This window comes from Bradyrhizobium sp. NBAIM18 (assembly GCF_020193825.1).
GTDB classification, from domain to species: domain Bacteria; phylum Pseudomonadota; class Alphaproteobacteria; order Rhizobiales; family Xanthobacteraceae; genus Bradyrhizobium; species Bradyrhizobium yuanmingense.
Genome location: NZ_JADYVO010000003.1, coordinates 105,543 through 129,310, shown reverse-complemented (window position 1 = coordinate 129,310; position 23,768 = coordinate 105,543). Strand labels below are relative to the sequence as shown.

The window sequence follows — 23,768 nt, the reverse complement described above, 5'->3', positions numbered from 1 at the left end:
AACCGTGTGCCAAAGCCGGAAGAGACGACATGACTGCCGAAGCCTATTTCGACCCGAACAATCTCGTCGACAGCGCATCTTTCAAGCGGGCGCTGAGAAGCGTGGCTGGCGCGGTGTCGATCGTGACGTCCGGATCTTATCCGTCGCGCCACGGTCTGACCGTCACCGCCGCCTGTTCGCTGTCCATCGAGCCTTCGACCGTCCTCGTCTGCATCAACAAATCGGCAGGGGCGCACGACACGATTGTGAAGACGCGCTCGTTCGGTTGGAACCTGTTGTCCTCCTGTCATGTGCCGCTCGCCCAGAAGTTCGCCGGACTTGACGGCAGCAAAGGCGACATCCGCTTCGTTGACGAGGAATGGCGCTCGCTCAGAACTGGCGCGCCCATTCTGATCGGTGCGCTTTGCAGCTTCGACTGCCGCGTCATCGGGGTACATCCGATCGGCACGCACACGGTCTTTGTCGGGGCGGTGCTGGCAGAACAGCATCGCGACGAGCTCGAACCCCTTGTCTACAGGCACGGGCAATTTGCCGTGCCCGCCAGTCTCGATCCCGGCGGCACGGAAAAGGCGACCTGAATTATGCAAGCATTGCTTCTTTCATAGACGGAGACTTCGATGACCAGCCTCAAGGGACCACTGATCAACCGACGTGCGGCGATGAAAGGCGCTGTCGGGCTCGCGGCTGCGACGATGGCACCCTGGGTTCGCGCGGCAGTGCCGCCGCCCGTCAAGGTTGGTGCGATCATGCCGAGTAGCGGCATACTTGCGTTTCCGGGCCAGTCTTGCGTGCGTGGCATCGATCTCGGCGCCAAATTCGCTAGGGAGCGTTATGGCGTCGAGATCACCGTCGTTCACGCGGACACGCAGAGCAAGCCGGAGAACGGCAGGATCGCAGCCGACTCTTTGATCCAGCAAGGGTGCAACGTCCTGATCGGTGCGTGGGACTCCGGCGCGACCATCTCGGCCCTGCAGGCCGCGGAAGCGGCAAAGGTGCCCATGGTCGTGCACATCGCGAGTGCCAACCAGGTCACCTCGCAGGGCTTCACGCAGGTGTTTCGTTTCTATCCGCCCGCCGCCACGATCGTCCGCCAGTCGCTCGCCGAAATGAGAGCGCTGGTCACGAGCGTCAACGATCCTCCAAAGGGCGCTGTCGTCCTGCATCTGAGCAACACGATGGGAACGTCGACGGCGACCAGCCTCGATGCGGCCTGGAAGGAACTCGACCTACCCGTCAAGCTTCTCGAATATATTCCCTACGACGAGAAGGCACGCGACCTCTCGGTCGAGGTGGCGAAAGCGAAGGCATCCGGCGCCGATGCCTTGGTCTCAGTCACTCGCGTCAACGACGCTATCATGATCATCCGGGAGTGCATCAAACAGGCCTGGAATCCTAAGCTGATCTTCTCGCCGAACGGCAATGGCGTGCCGGACAAGGCATTCTACGACGCGCTTGGAAAGTATGCTGATGGCGCGATGTCCTCGAACCTCTGGTACAATCCGAAGGGCGAAGATGCGCGGACGATCGTGGATCGGTTCCAGTCCACCTATGCCAACGAATGGATGGATGCCAATTCGGGATGCGCGTTCGAGGCGGTCCAGATCGTGGCCGACGCGGTCGTGCGCGCCAAATCGGCGGTCTCGTCCGAGATTCACGCCGCGCTGAAGGCGACGGACCTGAAGCCCATGCTCATGTACAGCGGTCCGATCAGGTTCGATGCCACTGGGCAGAACACCGGGGCAGCCGTGACCGTGCTGCAGGCAAGGCAATCGAAGCCGCGCGTAGTCGGGCCCGATGGCATAGCCGAGTACAAGGCGCAGTATCCTCTCGTGCCATTCGAGAAGCGCTAGATGCTGACGTTGTGGGGCAATGTTCTTGCAAGCGGGATCCTCATGGGTCTCGTTTACGGTATCATCGCGCTGGGGCTGACGATCATCTTCGGCGTCATCCGCATCGTCAATTTTGCGCACGGTGCGATGGTCGTGTTCGGTCTTTATGTCGGCTATTGCGCCGGAGCCTGGTGGGGGATTCCGACGATCGTCGCGGCGGTCAGCGCCGGCGCTCTGCTGTTCGTGTTCGGCTACGGGCTCGAGACGTTGGTGGTGAAGCGGTTCGTCACGCGGCCGCACCATATCCAGTTCATTTTGTTCATCGGTATTTCGCTGGTCCTCAGCGGAGCGCAACTGATCGCGTTCGGACCCGACCCGCGCCCCTCGGTCTCACACCTTTCCTTCGAGACCATCGCCCTTGGGCCGATCCGGCTAGACCTCGCCAGGCTGCAGGCGGCAACGGTTGCGGCAGTGATGATCCTGGCGCTCGCGGCGTTCCTCAAATACTCGACGTTCGGTCGGTTCATCCGTGCCGCCGCCGACAACCGGCTGGGCGGCCTGATGGTCGGGCTGCCGATCCCGAAGATCTACGCGATGACGTTTGGCATCGGCGCGGCCTGCGCGGGCGTTGCTGGAGCGCTGATATCGCCCTTGTTCGATGCCCAGCCGTTCCTCGCCGTCGATTTCACGCTGCTGGCGTTCGTCACGGTTATCGTCGGCGGTCTCGGAAGCTTCGTGGGAGCTCTCGTTGGCGGGCTGACGATCGGTCTCACGGAAGCAGTTGCGGCGCTGTTGTTTGCCCCCTCGCTGAAGTCGGCGTTGTCTTATGGCCTGCTGATGATTGTCCTGATCGTGCGTCCAAGAGGGTTCTTCGGTGCAAAAGAAACGTGATGCCTTACCGGATCGTGGTGCAGTTATCGGCTGTCTGGCTGGCTTCGCCGTCCTGGCGATGCTCGGCGGCGTGTTGAACTCCCATCTGATCTCGCTGCTGACGATCGTGTTTCTGTTCACCTTCATCGGTCAGTCGTGGAGCATCATGCTGGGGCTCGGCGGTCAGCTCTCGATTGGTCACGCGCTGTTCGTCGGCATCGGCGCCTACTCGGTCGCGGTCCTCGACATCCGCTACGGTCTGAGCCCGTGGTTCGGATTGGTCGTCGGCATGGCGCTGGCAGCTATTGTCGGCGCGACGCTGGCCTGGTTGAGCTTTCGCTTTGAGGTCCGAGGCATTTATTTCGCGCTGCTGACGATCGCTGCGGCCGAGTTTGCCCGCGTCGTGTTCAGCGGCTGGGAATTCGTCGGAGCCATGCAAGGCTTGTTCTTCCCGGCGCATTCCGGGCCGAACTCGTTCTGGATGCTGCGTGGTGATGCGCGCTTCTACTATTTCGTTTCGCTTGCCGCAGTTTTGCTCGGCGTCAGTGCCACGGCGCTCATTCGCCAATCCTTCCTCGGCTATGTATGGCGCGCGATGCGTGACGACGAGGACGCCTCACGCGCGCTCGGTGTGCGGACGTTCCTGCACAAGATCCTCGTCGTTTCGTTCTCCGGCGCCTGGGCCGCGATCGGCGGGGGACTGCTCGCGCTGGTTCAAGGCTCGGTGTTTCCGGATTCGATCATGGGCATGGGCATCTCGGTCGACATCCTGGTCGGTCCCATCGTCGGCGGGCTCGGAACGGCGTTCGGGCCGCTGATCGGCACTCTCATCACGTTGCCGCTGGATCATCTCGCGAGCGCGATCGGCAACAAGTTCGGGATTCCGGGCCTCAATAACGTCGGCTACGGCCTCGCCCTGATTGCCGTCGTCTGGCTGCTACCCGATGGGATCTGGCCAGCGATTGTCAATTCAGCCAAATCCATCACCAGGTTCTCCTGGTTCGGCAACCTTCGGATGGAGCAGGTCAAGAAGTGACTGATCTTCTCGAACTCGACGGCGTCTCGCGCCGGTTTGGCGGATTGCTTGCCGTCGACAATGTGAGCTTCCGCCTGAAATGCGAAGGCATCACCGCGCTGGTCGGACCAAACGGCGCCGGCAAGACGACATGCTTCAATCTCATTGCCGGCGCCCTCCCGCCGACGCAAGGGTCGATCAGGTTCGGCGGCGAGATCATCTCCGGATTTCCGGCAGAGGACATATGCCGGCTCGGCATCGGCCGCACCTTCCAGGTCGTCCGGCCCATGCGCGACATGACCGTTCTCGAGAATGTCATGATCGGTGCGTTCAGCTGGACCCGAAAGGTGAGTGAGGCGAGAGACGCAGCGCGCGAAGCGCTTGACATGGTGGGGCTCGGACCGAAGGCCGATGCCGCCATCAGCAAGCTGACGCTCCCCGACCGCAAGATGCTCGAGACTGCCAAGGCGCTATCGACCCGGCCACGCCTGCTTCTGCTCGACGAAGTGATGGCCGGGCTTCGGCCTCCTGAGGCTGCGGCCGTGGTCGCGGTGCTCAGGCGTCTGGCCGAGAGGGGATTGTCGATCCTGCTCGTCGAGCACGTCATGCGTATCGTGATGGAAGCCGCAGAGCATGTTATTGTTCTCCATCATGGCGCGAAGATCGCCGAAGGCACACCACGATACATCGTCAGCCATCCGGAAGTCGTCGCCGGATATCTCGGGGAGGGGTTCAGTGCCTAACGAGCCGCTTCTCACGGTACGGTCTCTTACAGTGGATTATGGTGGATCCACGGCCCTCAACGGCGTATCGCTCAGCATCTATCCGGAGGAGCTGCTGAGCGTCGTCGGCGCAAACGGCGCCGGCAAGACTTCTCTTATTCGGTCGATCGCGGGGGTCGTCCGGCCCCTGGATGGCGAGATACGTTGGCGCGGCACCAATATTGCGGGTTTTCCACCATGGGAGATCTGCGAACTCGGTATCGCGCAAGTACCCGAAGGTCGCGAGCTGTTTCGTAATTTATCGGTCGAGGAGAATCTGCTGATCGGTGGCTCGCTCAAGCGGGCAAGAGCCCGCAGATCGGGCAACATGCAGCAGGTTTATGGGCTCTTCCCGCGGCTCCTGGAAAGGCGGCTGCAGGCCGCGGGCACATTGTCGGGCGGCGAGCAGCAGATGCTGGCGATCGGACGGGCCATCATGGCCGAACCCGAACTCATCATGCTCGACGAACCGTCTATCGGGCTTTCGCCATCACTGACTCGGGCAATGTTCGATATTGTCAAAATGCTGCACACCAAGAAGACCACCATCCTGCTGGTCGAGCAGAACGTCGCGGACTCGCTTTCGATCGGCGATCGTGGCTACGTGCTGGAGAACGGACATGTTGTACTCGAAGGCACGGGTGCCGCTCTGCTCACCAATCAGGATGTCCGGCGCGCCTATCTGGGTTTGTGAGAGCGACTTGCGCTGTCGTCAGTTTGTCCTCGAGATACCGCTGATCTTTCGATCGGCCAGATACCGGCGGGGGCTCTTGCCCAGGGCCTTCTTGAACATCGTGATGAAGGCGCTTGGCGTTTCATAGCCGAGATCTTGTGAAACAGTCTGAACCGATATTCCGGCCGAAAGCCGTTGGAGCGCGACCAGAATATGCAGACGCTGGCGCCAGCGGCCAAATGTCAATCCTGTCTGCTTCTGAATGAGACGCGCCAGAGTCCTTTCGCTCATCGCGTATCGCTCCGCCCATTCGTCGAGCGTGCTGCGGTCACCGGGATCGCGCAGGAGAGCCGCAGCGAGTTGCTGCAGGCGGATGTCGCGTGAAATCGGCAGATACATCTGCTCGGAGTCCATCTGCACCAGTTCGTCGAGCAAGACCTGGGCGAGCCGGCTCGTCGGTCCGCCCACAGGATATAGCGGAGGGAACGAGGCAAGCCTGTCGATCAGCTCACGCACAAGGGGCGAGATCGTGAACGTGCAGCATCCGGACGGCAGCTTCATTGCACGGGGGTCGATGAAGACGCAATAGATCTTGCCGAATGATGAGACGCAATTGCTGTGCTGGACGCCTCCTGGAATCCAGACCGCCCCCTGCGGTGGAACAATCCAGAGACCGTCCGGCGCCCGGCACATGACCGAGCCGCGAGAGGCTACGACCAACTGCCCCTTCTTATGCACGTGCATCGGCAATTCGTCATCGTTCTGCCGGGTCTCAATGCAGACGGATATAACGGGGCGGTCGAGAAAGTCGGGATCGATCGGCGTGTAGTTAATCCGCAGATCTGGCAGCTGCATCATCCGCAGGCCTGCATCGTCCCGCGGAAACCGTACCTGCATTTCAGGGGGGCGATACACGATCTTGCTCCGATGATTAGATCTGCTCGTTGAACTCGGGCGATTTACCTGCCTTGTCGTGCGACGGCCACCAAATATAGCGGCTCTCGCGCAGGTCCGCCAAGAACAAATCGCCCCTCTTCGTGAAATCACGGCATGATCTGCCGTCGCCAAGGCGATCCACGGCAGAGACTGCGATAGCAGATAGTGGAGCGGCTGCTTTCAGCAGAATGCTTACGCCAGGGATGGTATCACAGCATTTGCCCGCAGGGTCTGTTCAGCGAACGTGGTGTTGGTGGAGGTAGCGAACCTTGAGGCGTGTGATCCTAACCGTTCAGGAGATTGAGTTCGCGTTCGCCTGCAGAACATTCGTGCTCGAGATGGATCCGCGCGCCGGGAATCAGATCATCATTGAAGGCGATGCGCTGGCCGTTCCGAATTCAGGGAAAACACGGCGCGCGTTTCTTAATTATGGTCTTGCAAGATTGTTGCGTGTTTTCAACAGGGCGATCGAGCAAAGGGCGATCCCGCTGGAACAAGTTCCCGGGCTTCTCTCCAATCTGGCTCTCTTCAGTGAGAAAGTCCTGAACGCGTTCGAAGCATTTCCTGAGCACTGATGAACAACGAATCTGACATCTTGCGGTCGGGCCAGGGCCGCCCATTTGCAGGCATTCGTCGCACGATCATAATCATAGCACCGCCTGATATCTGAACACGCGCTGCTCTGCCACGATCGTTTGCTATTCGGTGTTTCCCTACTTTCGATATCTTCATCCATTCGATACAGCGCGCAGATCCGATGGGACAAGTCGGTCACGTGCTTGTCGTAGATTAGGAAACTGGAGCGGGCAGAACGGACGGTGTGTTCTGTCCGTCGCAGCAAGATACCGCTTGCTGCAGAACCAGAAGCAGAAGGTTCCGGATCTGGGCCCCCGAAGCGCAATGCGCAGTTCGATGCGGCGCAGCGATCGCTGGCGGAGTCATGCGCAAAGATCCGTTATGCACGCACGATCTAGCCGGCTTAACCTCTTTCGCGTCAGCCGCGCTTTCGCGGAGAGGGTAACGTAAATTCCACGACCTCGTGCTTGTCGCACCGATCAGGTGGCTGATTTTTCTTCACGATCAGCTCGAGCTCGAGAGCCTCGAAGGCGAGCTCATCCGCCAAGCGCTTGAACAGCTCGCGCTTTTCTATGTCCGTCGCCCGCCGACTCATCATCGAAAATTCTCTGGCGTCAGCGCGGACCTTTTCCAAACGTCGTCGGAGGTCCTTCATGTGTGCCGGCGTAGCTTTCAATATTATCCTTGGATCCGAACAATCAGTTTGCTTGTTCGGATCCACCGGGAGTCAACCGCCGAAGCTCGATACTGGTTCTATGTGGACCGCTAATTCGCCGCTCATAGTGCTGCGATATTTAGCCATGCTCCATGACCCAGCCCCGGTTCAGGGATTGCAAGCTGAAGTCGGCCGTCTTGGCTGATGAGCCATCTCTGTCCGGCTCTCGCCCGATGATGCATAGACTAGCATACCTGAAGGGCCTGAATGTCCGAAAGCGCACAGACGCGAGTGTTGCGCCCGACTAGGCTGCGAGCGATCCTGGGCGTTCGCGAAGCGCTCAGGCCCAACGGCATCGCCGGATGCCAAATGTGCCGGCTGCGGCGAAGCGGCTCCGTCCGCGAACGCAGTGTTGCCGGCTGCATGAGGCAGGAGTAAGCTCGGCAGATTAGATCAACGATGGTCGTTCTCGTGCGTAGCTTCCTTCTCATAGTGGGAATATGGCTGCTGGTGAACGTTCTGTTCGTTGTAGCTGTCCTGCCCTCGCGCAGACCGGCACCTACTCGGCGCGCAGTAACTCCATCTCCGGTGACGATCAACAGGACGGCCAGCCGCTTGGACATTCACGACCCACCACTCTTGCAGCGCGGGATGACGCCGGTTCCAATCAGAGTTCTTTTCGCCGTCCTCGTCCTTCCAGCCCTTCGGGCGTGGAAGGCGGCCAGACGGCACTTCAAAGGGCATCGCAACTAGACGCGGCCATTGCGCGCTTGAGATTCGCGTCGATGTTGTCACTGCGCCCGCGGGCCCCCCGGGCACGCTTTGGCACGCAGTGAGATAGCGCCACTGAGGTAACGACATACGAGGTACTGCCGCTGCGCGACCGAGGGTTTGAACGAGCAGGTATAGCCGAACTGCCACACTTACAAAGGTTTCGTTGCGTCGCACCTGGTTTGGTGCTGCCTAAACCGGACATTCGGGTACGATGATGGTCACCCTTTCATGCGGTACAAGGTGTTCGTGGTGGACGGCAGCCGGCAAGTGATCTGCGCTTGCGAAGCTCGACTGTATTGGCGAGTAGTGCCGACTGCAAAGTCGGTACCTGGCTCGCCTGGAGATTCGGATGCGCTACGCCGGACGATGGTGGGACTGGCTGCATTCGCCGTTGCCTCAACGTCTTGCCGACTGCGCTGTGCATCCCGCCGCTTCTGAAGAGCTGACATCTTTCGTTCGGCTTGAGCGAATCCGGCTCGAGTTGCGATTGAGTGCAGTTCATCGAGCCTCTGCTTGCAAACGGCGCAGATATCGAAGCGCGAACACGAACTGATGATTGCGGCAGTGCAACTGACGGAATCGTGCGGCTGCAAGGCAGCGATCAGTGCGATCGGAATCTTCGAACGGATCACCTCACCCGTCGTGACAGATGTGCTGCGTCGCGCCTTCGCACGTCGCGAATTTGCTCCATGTGCGCGGGCCAGGGGCGCAGCATCCGGTCGATTATGTCGCCCTCACATGATTACCTATTAATCTTATTATAGCGCTGCTCATCCGTAATAATCCGGTGATTGCTTACCGACTCCTGCCAGCGCTCTGCCCAGGATCCGATTGTTGGTTCGGCTATCGTATTTGATTTACGGCGCTTTTGTCGATTCTGAGATTGTTGTGACGGCTCGCTTCGCAGTGCGTCGATTTAAAATCGGAATTATATATTAAATGTTGACGCTAATAGGTATTTAATGAATAGTTTGTCGCTGGCGGGGCCGGAGATAAATCCGCAGCCGCTGAAGTTGCCAAGGTGTCTGAAAAATCCATCTTGAAAGAAGGGATTCCTCTATGTTGCATCATTTCATCGAGACCAAGGAAGCGTTGAAGCGTCTGCGGACGGACCAGGACGGCGTGGTGTCATTCGAGTACATCATCGTCGCGGTTTGCATCATCGGCGCAGTGTCAGCTGTGTTCGGCGTTGGGGCCGGCGGTGCGATCGGAACCGCGCTGACAGGCGGGATCACCGCGATCACCACCGCTTTTACTGCGGCAGTCTGATACGGCCGTCCGGCCAGAGGGGGGCATCGGAATGTGTCCCCCTCCGAATGTTATTTCTCTCCATTCTTATTGTTGCTGTGCCTTCCCACCACCCTGAGGCATGCATGAGCTGGGTTTCTTCCATCGTCTCGATACTGGAAATCTCGTTGTTGCTGTATGTCGCAACGCTCGACGTCGCGACCCGCACGATCCGAAATGACGTCTGTCTCTTGCTGGCGCTGCTCGGGATCGCCCGTCAGCTTGCCAGCCCAATGCAATTTGCCGAATCCCTCATCGCCGCGACGCTCCTGTTCCTGCTGCTGCTCGCGCTCTACCAGCGTGGCGGGATTGGCGGAGGCGACGTCAAGTTACTGGTAGCTTTGGCCATTGGCCTGCCGCCGACAGGCTTGATTGAGTTGCTGGCGGTAACCGCGCTGGCCGGGGGCATTCTTGCCCTGGTGCATCTGGTGATGCGCGTCCTGCCATATCCGAAATTGGCGCCGGTCGGTTCGTCGCTCGCACGGCGCGTCTACGCGATCGAGCGCTGGCGCCACGTGCGACACGCGCCCCTGCCTTACGGGGTGGCCATAGCGTGCGGTGGCATCTGGACCATCTCGAGCAGAGGATTTTGACATGTCATCCACGTTGCGCCTCTCGATCATCCTGGTGCTCTTGCTCGCAACCACCGCATTCGGGCTGATCGCCTACAACATGAACCTGCCGAAACAGGTTCCGGTAACGGTTACGGCGCAAGGGCCGGCGCCTCCTTCGACTATCGGGTATTTTGTCGCGGCACGTCCGCTGTCGAAAGGTACATTGGCCCGCGAAGAAGATTTCGCCGTGCGCTCGGTGTCGCCTGAACGCCTTCCCGCAGGGGCGATCCTGGAAACACCGGACTCGAAGGCCGGACTTCCCGGCTCTCTGGTCCGCAAGTTCGTCGACGCTGGCAGTCCCATCACCTTGCAGGACGTATTGCGACCTCGGGATCGTGGCTTCCTGGCCAGCGTCCTGGCACCGGATAGCCGTGCGATCAGCATCAAGGTGGACGAGGAGTCTGGCGTGTCGGGGCTGATCAGGCCGGGTGATCATGTTGATGTCTTGTTGACCCAGGTGTTCGAGAAGGCAGATCCCGCGCGCCGGGCCCTGAGCGAGACCGTTCTAGGAAACGTTCGAGTCATCGCGATTGACCAGGAAATCATGCAGGGTGGCCGAACCGTAAGCTCGGTAGCCGGCTCGGTGGCCGGCAAGCAAGCGCAGACTGTATCGTTGGAGCTTGCCCCGGACCAGGTCAAGAAGATCACGGTCGCAAGGCAGCTCGGAACGCTTTCCCTGGCGGTGCGGGCCGCAGTCGAGCAGTGGGATACGGCGGACACTGGCGCCATGTCCAGCTGCGATGTGTCGCCGGAAATCGCCCGCCAAAATGCGATTGCCGGCCGGACAGCAGCGGTCGTTGTTCATTCCGGTGGTCAGATAAAACAATACTCCGTCAGGAAACAGGAATCTGCCGACGGCGACGTTCCGATCAACTGCGACGGGTCGGAAGTGTCCCGCCGCGGAGCGACGATGGTGGTTCAGGCAGGCAAGTTGCTGGAGAAACGTTGATGAGCGTTAACATAGCGGCCCTCAGCACTCCTGAAGAAGCGACGTCTGTTGTCGCCCGCAATCGAATCGTCTGCTTCGTCAATGACGAATTGAGTGCCGCGGCTCTGCGCAAGGGCCTTGAAGGCAGCAATATTTCGATCAAGCGGGGCACGATCCGCAATGCCATACGGATGCTCGAAACGGACACCGAACTATTCGCCCTGGTGACGGACATCAGTGGTATCGATGATCCATTTGCCGAACTGGAGCGGCTGGCCGGCGTCTGTCCGCCCGATGTCCGGGTGGCTCTGATCGGTGAAAGCAGGGAGATCACCTTCTATCGCGCGCTTATGGAGCTCGGCCTGACCGAGTACCTGCCGAGACCGATCACGCGGGACATGGTGCTGGACCAGCTGCGCCCAAAGCTGCTGGGCGATCGTGCGCCGGCGCCGACCGACCGAGGCGGGCATGTGATCTCGATCTGCGGCGCGCAGGGCGGTGCCGGCGCAACGAGCATCGCCATCAATCTCGCGCTGCAACTGGCGGAGACCACCAAGGCCAAGGTCGCGCTGCTCGATCTTCATCTTCAAGGCGGCGAAACAGCCGTGATGCTGGGTGTTCAGCCCGGACCAGGCCTGCGCATCGCCCTGGAGAACCCGATGCGGGCGGACACGTTGTTCCTCGAGCGCGCCGCAATCGCAGTCAACGAGCGAGTCAGCCTGATTTCCGCCGATGAGGAACTGGACGCTCAGCTCGACATCACCGAAGCGGGCGTGAGGCACGTCCTTGGCCTGCTCCGCCAACGATTCAACTACATCGTTGTCGATGTCCCGGTCCCGTTTCCGTCATCCATCCATCCGGTGATTTCTCTTTCCCGGCACGTGCTGGTGCTGCTGGAGGCGGAGGTGACCGGACTTCGCAATGCCCACGCACTGCGGGCCGCCGTCACCAACATTGCCGGCAGGGATCGGGTCTTCACCTTGCTGAACCGTGCCAATCGCCCGGGGGGCCTTCCCAGGGCCGCGGTGGTCAAGGCGTTGGGGACAGAGCCTGACATGGTCGTACCCGATCTCGGGAAGGGCATGACCCAGGCGGTCAATCTCGGAATTCCCGCGCTGAAGCACGTATCTGCACTGCGACGCCATCTCGCGCCGATCGTACGGGAGATCACGGGGCTTGGCGCCGAGCAGAAGGGACGGCTGCGGAGGCTGCTGGGGCTATGAGAAAGTTTGGTAGGCGCGACGAGGAAACGCCGGTTCGCTTGCCTGCACCGACGCCGAGCTTGGCTGCAACGACGCCAAGCGTGCCTGCATCAACCTCAAGGCGCGACGAGGCTTCGATTGACCGGCCGGTGATGCCAGCTTCACTGCGCGAACGCGTCATCGAGCAGATTGAGCCATCGGTGGCCGCAACTGTTTCGCGTGACGTCCTTCGGCGCCAGATCGAGGAAATCATCCATGGCATCGCCAATGAGGAACGGCTCGAACTGTCGGGTCGCGAGCAGCTTCAACTGGCGGACGAGATTGCCGACGACATGACCGGCTATGGGCCGCTGCGTCCGCTTCTGCTCGATCAATCGATCAACGACATTATGATCAACGGGCCGAGCAACGTTTATGTCGAACGAGCCGGCAAGCTGGAGCGGATCGCGGTGCGCTTCCGCGACAATGATCACATCGCATCGGTGGCCCAGAAAATTGCCGCGCAAGTTGGACGGCGCATCGACGAATCCAGTCCGATGGTGGATTGCCGCTTGTCCGACGGCAGCCGCGTCAACATCATCTTCCCGCCGCTGGCGATCCACAGCCCCTGCATCTCGATTAGAAAGTTTCCGAGCCGCCGCCTGGATATCGCCGCACTGATCGAAAACGGCTCGATGACCGCAGCCGTCGGACAATTGCTGGAGATTGCCGCCCGGTGTCGGCTCAATGTCCTGGTCTCCGGCGGCACCGGGTCCGGCAAGACGACGCTGCTCAACGCCATGAGCCAGTTCATCGATCACAGCGAACGCGTCGTCACCATCGAGGATGCGGCGGAGCTGCAGCTCCAGCAGCCGCACGTGATCAGCCTGGAGACCCGGCCTCCCAGCCTTGAAGGCACGGGGCAGGTGACACAGCGCGATCTCTTGTGGAATGCGCTGCGCATGCGTCCTGACCGGATCGTCGTGGGCGAGGTGCGCGGCGCGGAAGCGTTTGACATGCTGCAGGCGATGAACACCGGCCATGATGGTTCGATCTCCACGGTCCATGCCAATAGTGCTCGCGACGCCCTGACCCGCATCGAGAACATGGTGCAGATGGGGCAGGTGAATCTGCCGTCGCGAGCCATTCGAACTCAGATCGTCGCTGCACTGGATCTCATCGTGCAAGTCGAACGCATGCGCGATGGGCAACGTCGCATTATCCAGATCAGCGAGGTGATGGGGCTGGAATCGGATGTGATCACCACCAATGACATCGCAACTTTCGAATACCAGGAGGAGGACGACAATGGGCGGATCTCGGGCACTTACCGGGCCACCCTTGCAGTCCCGAAATTCAAGAGCCGTCTCGTCTATTTCGGGCTCGATCGCGCCTGGGCCGAGGCAGTGAGGCAGATATGATACCTGAGGCCGTGATCGTCGCTGTTCTGGTGCTCGCGATGTGCGCAGCCGTCGGCTCGTTATGGCTCGACGGCCGGGAGCGACGCATGGACCGCCGGCTGGCGGTCGCTCTACCGGCCTCCCATCCGGCCAGTCTGCCATCCATTCGCCGGGCGGAGACCGGCTCCCGGTATCTGCTTCTCCACCGTTTGGCCAATTATAGGCCCGAGATGGTTCACGCCTGGCATCCGGCGTATGTGCTGCTTGCTGCCGCTATCGCCGTAGCAGCGATCTTCTACGCTAATCGCCTGCTGGGATTTTCCGTTCTCTACGTGTCTGTCGCGGCTGCGATTGCCGCCGTGGTGGTCGTGCGAGGTCTGTTTGGCTGGCAGCAACGTCGGTTCGCCAGTCAACTTTTCCGGCAGCTGCCTGACGCCATTCAGCTGGTGACGAGTACGGTTCGATCGGGTCTGCCTGTGCACGAAGCATTTCGCACCATCGCGCGCGAAATGCCGCAACCGACGTCTGGACAATTTGCAATCGTGTGCAGCGAAATGAATCTGGGAAGACCTCCGGAGGAAGCCGTCGAAGGCGTCTATCGGCGAACGCAAGTGGCAGAGTATGCGATGTTTGCGGTGACACTTGCGGTTCAATTGAAGTCCGGCGGCAGCTTGGCCGAGACCTTGCAGACGCTGGGCGACACGGTGAGTCAGCGTGTTGCGCTCGCTGCTCGCGCCAAGGCGCTGGCGGGAGAAGTGATCTTTTCCTCGCGAGCACTCACGATCTCGCCCCTGATTGCCGGAGCATTGCTATACGCGGCCAATCCGCAGAACGTCGATCTGCTGTTCACTGACCCGACCGGAAACAAGCTTCTGGCTTACGCGGTAGTCTCGGTGCTCATCGGGCATCTGGTGATAAGTTGGATGGTCAGGCGGGAAACAGAACTATGACTTTTGGTCTGGGGCTGGCGGCCCTCGCAGTCGTAGCTGGAACGGCGGCCTTCATGCTGATCATCCGCGAACTACACGTCCGTGCATTGGACACGCGGGTCTCAAACGCCGTGATGGGTATCCCTTACCGTTCAGCCCCCTTCAAAGACCTGACCGGTTGGTTCTCGTGGCTGGGCATGCGCTATCGGCGCTTCTACGCCGAGGAGAATCTGGAGGAGCTACGAACGGTCCTCCACTCATCTGGTTTCAATCATCATAGAACCTTGCCGATCTGGATCGGCATCAAGATCGTCAGCATGTTCGCGCTGCCGGTCATTGCGCTGCTTCTGGCGCAACTTTCGGGAAGGAGACCTGCCGACGTGCTGGTCTTCACGCTGATGGGTGTGGTGATCGGAATCTTGGGTCCGCGATTGGCTCTGTCGGTGATGAAGCGGCGCTTTGATGCTGCCATTCGGCTGGGCACGCCGGATATGATCGATTTGCTGATCGTGTGCAGCGAGGCGGGAATGGGCCTGGAAAGCGGGCTGGGGCGCGTCGCCGAAGAAATGAAGTCGACCAATCCTGCTATGGCCTGGGTGCTGCACCGACTCCTTGATGATCTCCGGATACTGCCAAGTCGCGTCGAAGCATTCGAGAACTTGGCGGTCACTTCGGATGGTCTTCGCCGGTTTGGCACGATGATCAGCCAGAGCTTGCAGTACGGAACGCCGTTGGGCCAGGCGCTACGCAGTATCGCGCTCGACCTGCGGCGGGAACGAATCACCAAGCTAGAAGAAAGGGCGCACAAGTTGGGCGCCAAGCTGACCATTCCGATGGTGCTGTTCCTGCTCCCAGCGATGTTCGTCATCATGGGAGGAAGTCCCGTTCTGCACCTCGTGCGTTCATTCGCCAGCTTCGGAAAGTAGCCATGAGCACAATCGCCCTCTCCAAGAGCGGATCTTACGACCGGATCATGCGGCTGCTTGGCAGCTTGTGGTTCTTGTTGCTGGCTCTTTGCGTCGCCGTCAGGATTGGAGCGTCGCTGCACGATCCATGGCCCTCGCTCTTGTCGAGCTTTTGCCTCGGCATCTTCTACATGCTCCTGGCGCTGTTGATCATGACGCGCTCACCGGCAAAGGCGCATGCCGACGGCCTGCTTCCAAGAATAGCTGCCTTCGTCGGCAGCTATCTGCCATGGACGATCAGCTTCCTCGGCAAAACCGACGACACGCTGCCCAACCTGGCATCGACCGCCTGCGTGCTGGTCGGCACGATCATGATGCTTGTTACGATCCGACATCTGGGTCGGTCGTTCAGCCTGGTGCCACAGGCGCGCTCGGTGGTCCAGACCGGTCCGTATCGATGGATCAAGCACCCGCTCTATGTCGCAGAAGAAATCGTGGTGCTGGGCGTCGTGCTGCAATACCTGACACCGGTTACGGTGATCGTCCTGGTCCTGCATATCGGCATTCAGGTCTGCCGAATCCTTTACGAGGAAGACCTGCTTCGGCGCAATTGCCCTGAATATTCGAGTTACGAAGCATCACGTTGGCGAGTGATTCCTTACGTTTGGTGAGCGGCTATGCGTGGCCGGATTGTGGTGGATATGGTTCAGATCGCTGCGGCTCGGGTGACGCGATCGCACGTGGCAAGTCCCCGTGGAGGCAGGCGCGCGTATCGTAGAGGGTCCTTCGTCGCCGATCAGCGCGGCGCCGTCGCGTTCGAGACAGTCATCGTTTACATTTTCATGGTGGCGAGCCTGCTGATGCCGCTCGCCGATGTCGCTGCCGCGGGCTTCCGGTTCATCTCTGCGTGGTCGGCGCTGCGGTCTTTCGGGCAGTACATTCAATACAAGAACCCGCCCGACCCGGCGGACCCGGGGACTTGGGTGTCGGCGCTACAGACAACGGTCGCCGGGCATACCATCGGCAATATCCAGGTCATGTGCGGAAGCACTGTCTGCAGCTCCGGCACCCTTGGTTCGACTCCCAAGTACTTTACATTTTCGACGACTGTCACTTTGGCCCCGATTGTGTTGACGTCGGTGCTCTGTCCCAACAGTTGCACATACACACTGGCTTATTCGGAACGTTTCCAGTAGGTGTTTTCATGCGTAGTCTGCTCCGTTCCAAACGAGGCTCGGCCGCATTTGCGACAGTGATCGCGCTGGTGCCGCTCATCGGTGTGGTCGCGCTCGGGGCCGAGGCCGGATCGTGGTACGTTACCAGGCAGCACGCGCAGAATGCCGCCGATGCAGCGGCCTATTCGGGCGCTTTGCGACTTGCATGCGCGAATGCTGGTGTGCTCTGCGATACATCAGTGGACTATCACGCCAAGCAATTCGCGGCACAGAACGGGTTCTGCAACACCGGCGATACGGCCTATCCGGGCACCAACTGTGCGCCAAGCCTTCCAACGGGAATCTCGCGGGCGGTGCAGATCGACATCGGCAGCTACAGTGCGGGTGCGTTCACAACGCCGCCCGGAGGAGGCGGCGGTAACGCCGTTCGCGCCCTCGTCAGTCAGCAACAGCCGGCCTATTTGTCGGCAGTGCTGGGTTTGACGACCGTCAACATCCCCGCCCAAGCCATCGCTCTGGTCGAACTGCCGAGCAAGGTGTGCGCCTTGGCGCTCGGACCTGATCCGAACGGCGGCGGAGGGGCGCTTAAGATTGCCGGTAACGTCAGCAACAACGGCACGGGTTGCCCGATAATGTCGGATGCCAGTGTTCAGTTTGCCAGCACTGCCTCTTTCACCGGTTCGGGATGGGCCGTCTTGGGTGTAACCGGCTGTAGTCCAGCCAGCACCTGCGCCAATCCCGGCGTCACGTACAACTATTTCATGCCGTATGCCAACAATCCACTTAGCAAATTGGACAGCCAATCGTTCAATAGCTTGACCTCGAGCGGGAAGCCAAACGATTTGGCATGCAGTGGTACGTTGACGCCTAATACCCCGCCGAGCAGCACTAACCTGTACCGCAACCTAACGTGCACGACCGGGAACGCGGTAGATTTTAGTCCGGGCACGTACTTTTTCTACAATGGCACGATAAGATTCAATGGCGGAACCATCACTTGCAGTGCCTGCACACCCTGGCCACCGGCTGGCACAGGTTTAGGCGTCACTCTTGTATTACTCGGGGATTCCAGCATTTCCATCTCTGGCGGCGCTGTAGTTAATCTGTCCGCGCCTTACACCAACACTTTCTCTTCTGATCTGAACGGCGTTCTGATTGATGATCAAGCACCGAGCAAGAGCAGTAATCAGGTCACCATCAACGGTGGTTCGGTTAAGCTGGGTGGTGCGATGTATTTCCCGCACGTCGACGTGACCTGGAACGGAGCGACGCAAAGTACCAATACGACCTGTTCACAAGTGATCGCCAAAACTCTCACCATGGGCGGTGGCGGCTTCCTGAGCACGGATGGATGTAATCCGGTCACCGTCCCTTACACCCAAGTTGTCCGCTTGGTGCAGTGATGAGAAAGCTCGATCAGCGGGGCATCGCATCGTTCGAGTTCATCCTCGCCTTTGTGTCCCTTTTTATGTTGATCTTCGCCATCTTCGATCTCGGACGCTATGCGATCACGATGCAGTCCTTGCGGACGCTCGCGAGCGCCGGGGCCCGAGCGGTCATGATCAGCTGCTACACGCCCGCCTTGCTTCAAAGCCCGCCTCAGTCGCCGTCAAGCTGCGCGGGCGATCCCATGTCCACGACCGCTAAGCAGACTGCCGCGCCGTTCCTGTATCGCGGCGGTCTCACGCCGACGCTGAGCGTGGCATCCAGCGGCAGCAATTTGACCGTGACTGCTTCTCAAGCCGGCTTCACGATGCTGATGCCGATATGGGGCACAGCACTCAATGCGCCGAGCGCGTCAACGCAGATTCCCTTCTAGGCAAAATATGGCAACGTACCTTACCCATCTTGGCCTCGGGTCGGCGCTCGAGCTGGACAAACCCCTCGGAATCGAACTGCGCCAAAGCAATCTGAGCCTGGCCAAGTGCCGTTTGGAGACGACGAGCCGACGCCGTTCGATCGTGAGCCACGACGGAATCGCGCAAACGTGGTCGTGCTACAGCAGTTCTGAACGGAGCTGCAGAGAGAAATGATGCGCGCCCGCAACATTGGAAAGTTTTCTTTGCCACTTGAGGCTGTGCGGTAAGCGTCTCTTCTTGCACGCAGGCAGCATCAAGGACGATGATCTTGGAAACGCGAAGTAACGAATTGTAGTCGGACATCTTGTAAGCTCTGCGGCGTGGTGCGCAGAGGGGAACTATTGGGGATATCGAGCACGTAGATTTGCGGGGGAGCCGCGGATCGCAGTTGGGGGGACTCGAATGGGTGGCGGTCGCATTTCGGGTAAGATAAGGAGGCTTCTCGCCTTCAGCGTGATGGGTCTTGGGGCGGCGCTCGCCTCCTTTGCGTCCGCTGACCCCGCGACAGCGGCAGACCGGCGGGGCTCCTCCGGCGGCGGCGTCTTCGTCAGCGAAATGAACGACGTCCAGCGGGTCAAGGTGGTGGTCAACAAGTCACGCACCTTCAAGGTCGATACGGCTTTCGCAACTATCGTGGCCGGCTCGCCCGACATTGTGGACGTGAAGTCGCTCAGCGATCACCTGATCTACGTCCAGGGCAAGCAGACCGGCACCACCAACGTCATCCTGCTCGACTCCTCGATGAAGCAGATCGGCATCCTCGACGTCGAGGTCGTGATCGATACCGGCAATCTCCAGCAGAACATCCGCAGCAGCACTGGCGGGCACGGGATCCGGGTCTCGGCTTCCGAGGGCCAGGTGGTGCTCAGCGGAACGGCCGCCGATGCGGTTACGGCCGAGCGGGCCATGGCGATCGCCACCAGCACAGTCGCGAAGGGGGGCACTGTCGTCAACGCGATGAGTGTCGCGGCGCCGCAGCAGGTGATGCTGGAGGTGCGTTTTCTTGAGGTCACCCGGGATGCCGGCCGCGACCTCGGTGTGAACCTGTACGCAGCGAATGCCAACGGGACCAACGTCGGAAACACGGGGCGTGGCGGAGTGGTGACCAGCTTGACCGGCCGGCGACCGATCGGAGGTGTCAATGGGCCTGTCGGTGCTCCCCCAACGGGTAGCCTCCCAGTACTAGCCACGGCAAATACGCTTCTTGGCACGGGGGGCGGCATCGCTCCGGTACCTTTCGGAAGCTTGTTGACCAGCATCGTCAGAACGAGCAATGGGGGTTCGGTGGACCTATTGATCTCGGCGCTTGAGACCAAGGGACTGGCTCGCAGGTTGGCCGAGCCGAACTTGACCACGCTTTCCGGAGATGCAGCGCGCTTCCTGGCCGGTGGTGAATTTCCGGTGCCGATACCAAACACGACCGCGACTGGCTTTCCGACCATCACAATCGATTACAAGAAGTTCGGTGTCGAACTGGCCTTTGTCCCCACCGTGCTCTCGCGGGGGGTCGTCAACCTTCGGGTGGAGCCGTCGGTCAGCGAGCTTGATTTCGCCAATGCGGTGACGATTCAGGGAACGACGGTTCCGGCGTTGACCCGCCGCGATGCACGCACCACGGTGGAGCTGCGGGACGGCCAGAGCTTTGCGATCGCCGGCCTGCTGCAAACCCGCAACCGCCAGGACGTGTCGCAATTGCCCTGGATCGGCTCTGTGCCCGTGCTGGGAGCCTTGTTCAGCAGCAAGTCGTACCAGCAGGAGGAAACCGATCTCGTCATCATCGTGACGCCGCGCCTGGTCGCACCGGCCGCGCCCGGTCAGCAATTGGCGTCACCGCTCGACTCCCGCCTTCCGGCCAACGACGTCGATTTCTTTCTCAATGGCCAGATGGAAGTGCGCAAGCGTTACAATGACTACGTCAACTCCGGAGGCGACGTTAAAGGACCCTATGGTCACATCATCGCTCCCGAGGTCACTGCGACCATTCCGGCACCGGCTGTTGCGAACCAGCCCGTCGTAAAAACGCTCAACTGAGAAGGAAGCGGGAGATGACCATCAGGTATCTGGCTCTGTTCGCACCGCTGCTGCTCGGGGGATGTTACGGGGTGGCTGGTCATGACGAGGTGGACCGCTATTTCCAGCGTTCCGACACCATCACGATGAGTGCCGGCAATGCCAAGGAGGTCAACGCGGTCACCCACACAATCCATCCATGGCCGCGAAACGTCGGTGATCGCAGGATCACGTACGACGCCCGGCGCGTGGGCGCCGCCGTGACTCGCTATGGCAACACGAAACAGCCGGTGGATCAGCTTCCCGACATTGGCGATGCGACGAAACAAATGGGCGTGCGGACTGCCCCAACCCAGAACGTCAACATAGAAGGATTGGGGGCTGGATCGACTGCTGGAGTATCAGTGCCGGTTGGTGGAGTAGGCGTAGGCGGCAGGTAACGATTTTTAGTGCGTGGTTTTGGCGATGTTGTTTGCGAACGGCGCAGTGAAGTTGCTGCGACGTGCGGGGGACCAAGGGGTTATGCGACGTATCATCTTCATGCTGACCTGTTGCTGGTTGGGGATCGGCCTTGCGGGGTGTGATCATACGCTGAGGCAGGCTGCCGTCGTCGCTCCCGTCGAGCCGCCTGGGGGGGACCCCGTGCAGGAGCCGACGGACGTCAAATATTATCCCTCGGACGAGCCGGTACGGCTGGGCTTGGAGCATTTCAACCGCGGCAGCTACGGGTTAGCCAATCGCTATTTCAGGGATGCGGTCGAGAAATCGCCGAAGGACGTGACGGCCTGGGTTGGACTCGCGGCGAGCTATGATCGGATACGTCGCTTTGATCTCGCCGATCAGGCCTATGCCCAAGCGATCCGGCTGGGCGGCGAAACCGTGCAGGTTCTGAATGACCAGGGATATTCGTACATGCTGCGCGGCAATCTGAGTGCGGCGCGCCGAAAGTTCGAGAAGGCCTATTCGCTCGATCCAGGCAACCCGGTTATCGCCAATAACCTCGAGCTTCTCAATGGCAGCCGGCGGTTCATTGAAAGACCACCGAACAACCAGCCTTAAGAGGGCGATCGACTACTGCGATCGCGGCCAGTTCTCGTCAATTGGGCCCAATTACAGCATCAGCGTGACGGCTGCCGCTGCGGACGATGACAACAACGCCATTGCGAACGGTAAATCTCGCGCCGAGCAGCTTCCGCACCCTGTCCGTGATCGGAGAGGAAAAGGGAACGGTTTCTCCCACGACGGGATCGCCGACCTTTGTCGTCTCAGTCGCGGGGCCAGCAACTGGTGCAGGCTTGATATAGTCTCGGACAAGCTGAATCTCTTCACGTGACAGGATGAGCGGAGCCTGGTCGGGTTGGATCTCCGACGGCGGTTTGGGTATTCCACTGCTTGCCTTTTCGCGCATCTCGTTCGTGCTTGCGATCTGATCGAGCCTGGCTACTCGTAGCTTGAGTGCGATGATATCACGTTGCAGTGTTGCGATCTCCAATTTGCGCGCGTTGACCTGCATGAAGACAATGATCGCGCAAACGCAACTCACGACGAAGCCGACGCTCAGCAGTGCGATCAACCAGCGCTCGAAATTTCCCGTCGACCCCCCGGTCGTTCGGGGGAGTTGATCGCGCTGGAGATGGCGCCGCCAGATGCGACGTGCTCGGTCGATCCAATTGGTAGGGCCCGTTACGCCGGTCCCCGCCCGGCCCGACCCAAAATGCGCGGGTGACGAGGCGGCTTTCTCTCGGGCCGGTTCAACGGACGACGACGTGTCGACTTGCTCAAGCCCAAGATTGTCGGGGACGCGATCCGCCGTCGTCAGATGCGCGGCAGGGTGGAACGGATCCATCTGCTTATCGAGCCGGCCCATCTCCGCTCTCCATGCAGCCATCTATCAACTTCGCCAGTTCCGCCGACGCGGCAGAATGAGGGTACCCGAGGATTCGATCAATCGGAACGGAAAAGGCTCCAATCCGCCGCGTGAGCCGCTCTAACGGTAGCTTGCAAGAGACACGGCGCCAACCAGATGCCAGAGTCTACCCCGCGGATGCTCCGACCGCGCGGATGTTAGCCGGTGAAATGCAGCACTTTGATCGTGCGACGAACGCCCACTTTCAGTCGGATAAGCCCGGTCGTGCGACCAGCAAGTCATTGATTGTTCTCAACCCAAGGCTGACTCCTAATCAGCGGGTCCCAGGTTCGAGCCCTGGTGCGCCCACCAAGTTCTTCAAGGACTTGCCCTAGCGAACCGTTTGAGACGACCGAACTCAAAACGGTTTTTGAAACGGTGATTTTGGCGACCAATCGGCGGGGCCATTCTCGGCATTGTGATCTACTTTACCCGCCGAGGCGGAGGCGAAGCCGACTCGAAGGCCGCCCGACAGAACCGCTTTCAACGTTCTGTCTGGATTAGAGCCGGCCGACATAGCCGGCATCTTCCCACTTCGGTTCTTTGTCGTCGGCGACGCATGGGGGCAGCTGCGCCGCGCTGCGAGTATGTAGAGAGACCGGCGCATCCTGGCCATGGCAACCCCACCTCACAGTAGGATTGTCGCTGCGAGTGGCACCAGTCATGCCGTCAATGCCGCTCGAGCAACGATTCCTGTCCTCTCGTCAGGCTCGGCGCCGTCGAGAAAGACTTTCACCGCGGTGCGAGCGCGCAAATCGATGTCGGAAAGCGTTGGTACGTCGCCGAGCTGAAGCACGGCCTCCAGATGGACGTTTCCATGGAGCATCCCAAGAAACTGGCGGGCGCCGCCTTCGCAATGTGCTAGATCGATTTCTCCGGCCTGCTTCGCTTTTGCCAGAATTTTCGTAAGGACCGCGATGGCCGGCGTAGGTCCATGTTGCGCGTAGGCCCGTGTCGCATCGGGGTAGCGGTCCGCTTCAAGTATGGCTGTATAACAGACCTCCAGCAACGACGACGTCATCATCGTTTCGAGGAGATTGCGCCCAATGATGATGAGTAGTTCCCTGAGTGGCAAGGAAAGCTGGTCGGCACTGACACTCAGCGCGTTAGACGAGTAATGGCTGACGACTTTGGTGAACTGGTCGATGAGAAGTTGCTGCACGTTCTCGCGCCGCGTTGACCTTTCGCGCAGTAGCTGCCGGTAGAGACCGTGCGGCGTCCATGTCCAGCTCGGTCGGCCGAGCAAGAACGCCGAGAGAACCGCGCAGTTCGACCAACCGCGAAGCTGGCTCGCTTTGCCCGGGACCGCTTCGCGGACCCGCAGGATATCGCCCGTCGCACCCCACCGAAGAAATCTGACGGCATCGGCCGGTGGCAGGATCGTCACCATCATGCGCGTCCACCACGGCTCAACGAGCAGCCAACTCCCCGTGCTCGTGGGTCGCATGGCAAAGACATGCTTATGCCTGTGATGGACGAAGCGAT

The 23,768-nt window shown here is 60.2% G+C and carries 25 protein-coding genes; 21 read left to right on the top strand and 4 right to left on the bottom strand.

Features of this window, described 5'->3' with window-relative positions:
* Positions 1-29: 29 nt before the first annotated feature.
* The 6 genes from I6F17_RS08125 to I6F17_RS08100 are packed head-to-tail and all read left to right on the top strand — an operon-like array spanning position 30 to position 5,169.
* Positions 30-578 (top strand): flavin reductase family protein, encoded by a 549-nt coding sequence (locus I6F17_RS08125; protein ID WP_036041916.1) that lies wholly within the window; start codon positions 30-32, stop codon positions 576-578.
* Positions 579-617: 39 nt separating this feature from the next.
* Positions 618-1,850, top strand: coding sequence for an ABC transporter substrate-binding protein (locus tag I6F17_RS08120; RefSeq protein ID WP_225125365.1), 1,233 nt, complete (start codon positions 618-620; stop codon positions 1,848-1,850).
* Entirely contained in the window at positions 1,851-2,720 is an 870-nt protein-coding gene (locus I6F17_RS08115) for a branched-chain amino acid ABC transporter permease (protein ID WP_036041891.1), read from the top strand. It abuts the gene before it with no gap.
* Positions 2,704-3,735: a branched-chain amino acid ABC transporter permease gene (locus I6F17_RS08110; RefSeq protein WP_225125368.1), complete on the top strand. Its 1,032-nt coding sequence runs from the start codon at positions 2,704-2,706 to the stop codon at positions 3,733-3,735. Before I6F17_RS08115 ends, I6F17_RS08110 begins: the two co-directional genes overlap by 17 nt.
* The gene (locus tag I6F17_RS08105; protein ID WP_225125370.1) at positions 3,732-4,457 is read left to right on the top strand and encodes an ABC transporter ATP-binding protein; all 726 of its coding nucleotides are present in this window, start codon (positions 3,732-3,734) and stop codon (positions 4,455-4,457) included. Before I6F17_RS08110 ends, I6F17_RS08105 begins: the two co-directional genes overlap by 4 nt.
* Positions 4,450-5,169 (top strand): ABC transporter ATP-binding protein, encoded by a 720-nt coding sequence (locus I6F17_RS08100; protein WP_036041895.1) that lies wholly within the window; start codon positions 4,450-4,452, stop codon positions 5,167-5,169. The genes I6F17_RS08105 and I6F17_RS08100 overlap by 8 nt, the downstream gene beginning before the upstream one ends.
* 18 nt (positions 5,170-5,187) lie before the next feature.
* On the opposite strand, the gene I6F17_RS08095 is transcribed toward I6F17_RS08100, so the two are convergent.
* Complete coding sequence (locus I6F17_RS08095) at positions 5,188-6,003, bottom strand: helix-turn-helix transcriptional regulator (protein ID WP_036041918.1); 816 nt, start codon at positions 6,001-6,003, stop codon at positions 5,188-5,190.
* A gap of 350 nt (positions 6,004-6,353) precedes the next feature.
* Here I6F17_RS08095 and I6F17_RS08090 point away from each other — a divergent pair, with 350 nt between their 5' ends.
* Positions 6,354-6,659: a hypothetical protein gene (locus I6F17_RS08090; RefSeq protein ID WP_225125372.1), complete on the top strand. Its 306-nt coding sequence runs from the start codon at positions 6,354-6,356 to the stop codon at positions 6,657-6,659.
* A gap of 419 nt (positions 6,660-7,078) precedes the next feature.
* On the opposite strand, the gene I6F17_RS08085 is transcribed toward I6F17_RS08090, so the two are convergent.
* Positions 7,079-7,315, bottom strand: coding sequence for a hypothetical protein (locus I6F17_RS08085; RefSeq protein WP_225125374.1), 237 nt, complete (start codon positions 7,313-7,315; stop codon positions 7,079-7,081).
* Positions 7,316-9,148: 1,833 nt separating this feature from the next.
* Here I6F17_RS08085 and I6F17_RS08080 point away from each other — a divergent pair.
* The 14 genes from I6F17_RS08080 (at position 9,149) to I6F17_RS08015 (ending at position 21,436) form a co-directional block, all read left to right on the top strand.
* A complete protein-coding gene (locus I6F17_RS08080; protein WP_036008144.1) occupies positions 9,149-9,358 on the top strand; it encodes a hypothetical protein in 210 nt (69 codons plus the stop codon).
* A 104-nt stretch (positions 9,359-9,462) separates the two neighbouring features.
* Complete coding sequence (locus tag I6F17_RS08075) at positions 9,463-9,969, top strand: prepilin peptidase (RefSeq protein WP_225125377.1); 507 nt, start codon at positions 9,463-9,465, stop codon at positions 9,967-9,969.
* Position 9,970: 1 nt separating this feature from the next.
* A complete protein-coding gene (gene cpaB, locus I6F17_RS08070; protein ID WP_225125379.1) occupies positions 9,971-10,939 on the top strand; it encodes a Flp pilus assembly protein CpaB in 969 nt (322 codons plus the stop codon).
* Complete coding sequence (locus tag I6F17_RS08065; protein WP_036031703.1) at positions 10,939-12,141, top strand: AAA family ATPase; 1,203 nt, start codon at positions 10,939-10,941, stop codon at positions 12,139-12,141. Before cpaB ends, I6F17_RS08065 begins: the two co-directional genes overlap by 1 nt.
* Positions 12,138-13,520 carry a CpaF family protein gene (locus tag I6F17_RS08060; protein ID WP_225125390.1) on the top strand — a complete coding sequence of 461 codons (1,383 nt, stop codon included), beginning with the start codon at positions 12,138-12,140 and terminating at the stop codon, positions 13,518-13,520. The genes I6F17_RS08065 and I6F17_RS08060 overlap by 4 nt, the downstream gene beginning before the upstream one ends.
* Complete coding sequence (locus tag I6F17_RS08055) at positions 13,517-14,449, top strand: type II secretion system F family protein (RefSeq protein ID WP_225125392.1); 933 nt, start codon at positions 13,517-13,519, stop codon at positions 14,447-14,449. Before I6F17_RS08060 ends, I6F17_RS08055 begins: the two co-directional genes overlap by 4 nt.
* Positions 14,446-15,354, top strand: coding sequence for a type II secretion system F family protein (locus I6F17_RS08050; RefSeq protein ID WP_036008129.1), 909 nt, complete (start codon positions 14,446-14,448; stop codon positions 15,352-15,354). Before I6F17_RS08055 ends, I6F17_RS08050 begins: the two co-directional genes overlap by 4 nt.
* Before the next feature lie 47 nt (positions 15,355-15,401).
* Positions 15,402-16,004: a methyltransferase gene (locus I6F17_RS08045; RefSeq protein ID WP_225125395.1), complete on the top strand. Its 603-nt coding sequence runs from the start codon at positions 15,402-15,404 to the stop codon at positions 16,002-16,004.
* A gap of 6 nt (positions 16,005-16,010) precedes the next feature.
* Positions 16,011-16,529 (top strand): hypothetical protein, encoded by a 519-nt coding sequence (locus I6F17_RS08040; RefSeq protein ID WP_225125397.1) that lies wholly within the window; start codon positions 16,011-16,013, stop codon positions 16,527-16,529.
* A gap of 8 nt (positions 16,530-16,537) precedes the next feature.
* Positions 16,538-17,911 carry a pilus assembly protein TadG-related protein gene (locus I6F17_RS08035; RefSeq protein ID WP_225125399.1) on the top strand — a complete coding sequence of 458 codons (1,374 nt, stop codon included), beginning with the start codon at positions 16,538-16,540 and terminating at the stop codon, positions 17,909-17,911.
* Positions 17,911-18,327, top strand: coding sequence for a TadE family protein (locus tag I6F17_RS08030; protein WP_225125402.1), 417 nt, complete (start codon positions 17,911-17,913; stop codon positions 18,325-18,327). The genes I6F17_RS08035 and I6F17_RS08030 overlap by 1 nt, the downstream gene beginning before the upstream one ends.
* A 442-nt stretch (positions 18,328-18,769) precedes the next feature.
* Positions 18,770-20,398, top strand: coding sequence for a type II and III secretion system protein family protein (locus I6F17_RS08025; protein ID WP_225125403.1), 1,629 nt, complete (start codon positions 18,770-18,772; stop codon positions 20,396-20,398).
* 14 nt (positions 20,399-20,412) lie between these two features.
* Entirely contained in the window at positions 20,413-20,817 is a 405-nt protein-coding gene (locus I6F17_RS08020) for a hypothetical protein (protein WP_036008116.1), read from the top strand.
* An 82-nt stretch (positions 20,818-20,899) separates the two neighbouring features.
* Positions 20,900-21,436 (top strand): tetratricopeptide repeat protein, encoded by a 537-nt coding sequence (locus I6F17_RS08015; RefSeq protein WP_085969012.1) that lies wholly within the window; start codon positions 20,900-20,902, stop codon positions 21,434-21,436.
* Positions 21,437-21,473: 37 nt separating this feature from the next.
* Here the strand turns inward: I6F17_RS08015 and I6F17_RS08010 are convergent, their stop codons facing one another.
* Positions 21,474-22,244 carry a hypothetical protein gene (locus I6F17_RS08010; protein ID WP_225190415.1) on the bottom strand — a complete coding sequence of 257 codons (771 nt, stop codon included), beginning with the start codon at positions 22,242-22,244 and terminating at the stop codon, positions 21,474-21,476.
* 700 nt (positions 22,245-22,944) lie between these two features.
* A complete protein-coding gene (locus tag I6F17_RS08005; protein WP_225130249.1) occupies positions 22,945-23,676 on the bottom strand; it encodes a TetR/AcrR family transcriptional regulator C-terminal domain-containing protein in 732 nt (243 codons plus the stop codon).
* Positions 23,677-23,768: the final 92 nt, after the last annotated feature.

Bases quoted from the DNA above. Each gene is read 5' to 3' on its own strand.
- I6F17_RS08095 (WP_036041918.1), bottom strand. From the start codon at position 6,003: ATGCAGCTGCCAGATCTGCGGATTAACTACACGCCGATCGATCCCGAC.
- I6F17_RS08010 (WP_225190415.1), bottom strand. From the start codon at position 22,244: ATGGGCCGGCTCGATAAGCAGATGGATCCGTTCCACCCTGCCGCGCAT.
- I6F17_RS08115 (WP_036041891.1), top strand. From the start codon at position 1,851: ATGCTGACGTTGTGGGGCAATGTTCTTGCAAGCGGGATCCTCATGGGT.
- I6F17_RS08020 (WP_036008116.1), top strand. From the start codon at position 20,413: ATGACCATCAGGTATCTGGCTCTGTTCGCACCGCTGCTGCTCGGGGGA.
- I6F17_RS08080 (WP_036008144.1), top strand. From the start codon at position 9,149: ATGTTGCATCATTTCATCGAGACCAAGGAAGCGTTGAAGCGTCTGCGG.
- I6F17_RS08125 (WP_036041916.1), top strand. From the start codon at position 30: ATGACTGCCGAAGCCTATTTCGACCCGAACAATCTCGTCGACAGCGCA.
- I6F17_RS08035 (WP_225125399.1), top strand. From the start codon at position 16,538: ATGCGTAGTCTGCTCCGTTCCAAACGAGGCTCGGCCGCATTTGCGACA.
- I6F17_RS08050 (WP_036008129.1), top strand. From the start codon at position 14,446: ATGACTTTTGGTCTGGGGCTGGCGGCCCTCGCAGTCGTAGCTGGAACG.
- I6F17_RS08060 (WP_225125390.1), top strand. From the start codon at position 12,138: ATGAGAAAGTTTGGTAGGCGCGACGAGGAAACGCCGGTTCGCTTGCCT.
- I6F17_RS08030 (WP_225125402.1), top strand. From the start codon at position 17,911: ATGAGAAAGCTCGATCAGCGGGGCATCGCATCGTTCGAGTTCATCCTC.
- I6F17_RS08005 (WP_225130249.1), bottom strand. From the start codon at position 23,676: ATGATGGTGACGATCCTGCCACCGGCCGATGCCGTCAGATTTCTTCGG.
- I6F17_RS08065 (WP_036031703.1), top strand. From the start codon at position 10,939: ATGAGCGTTAACATAGCGGCCCTCAGCACTCCTGAAGAAGCGACGTCT.
- I6F17_RS08045 (WP_225125395.1), top strand. From the start codon at position 15,402: ATGCGGCTGCTTGGCAGCTTGTGGTTCTTGTTGCTGGCTCTTTGCGTC.
- I6F17_RS08015 (WP_085969012.1), top strand. From the start codon at position 20,900: ATGCGACGTATCATCTTCATGCTGACCTGTTGCTGGTTGGGGATCGGC.
- I6F17_RS08075 (WP_225125377.1), top strand. From the start codon at position 9,463: ATGAGCTGGGTTTCTTCCATCGTCTCGATACTGGAAATCTCGTTGTTG.
- cpaB (WP_225125379.1), top strand. From the start codon at position 9,971: ATGTCATCCACGTTGCGCCTCTCGATCATCCTGGTGCTCTTGCTCGCA.
- I6F17_RS08120 (WP_225125365.1), top strand. From the start codon at position 618: ATGACCAGCCTCAAGGGACCACTGATCAACCGACGTGCGGCGATGAAA.
- I6F17_RS08055 (WP_225125392.1), top strand. From the start codon at position 13,517: ATGATACCTGAGGCCGTGATCGTCGCTGTTCTGGTGCTCGCGATGTGC.
- I6F17_RS08040 (WP_225125397.1), top strand. From the start codon at position 16,011: ATGCGTGGCCGGATTGTGGTGGATATGGTTCAGATCGCTGCGGCTCGG.
- I6F17_RS08085 (WP_225125374.1), bottom strand. From the start codon at position 7,315: ATGAAGGACCTCCGACGACGTTTGGAAAAGGTCCGCGCTGACGCCAGA.
- I6F17_RS08025 (WP_225125403.1), top strand. From the start codon at position 18,770: ATGGGTGGCGGTCGCATTTCGGGTAAGATAAGGAGGCTTCTCGCCTTC.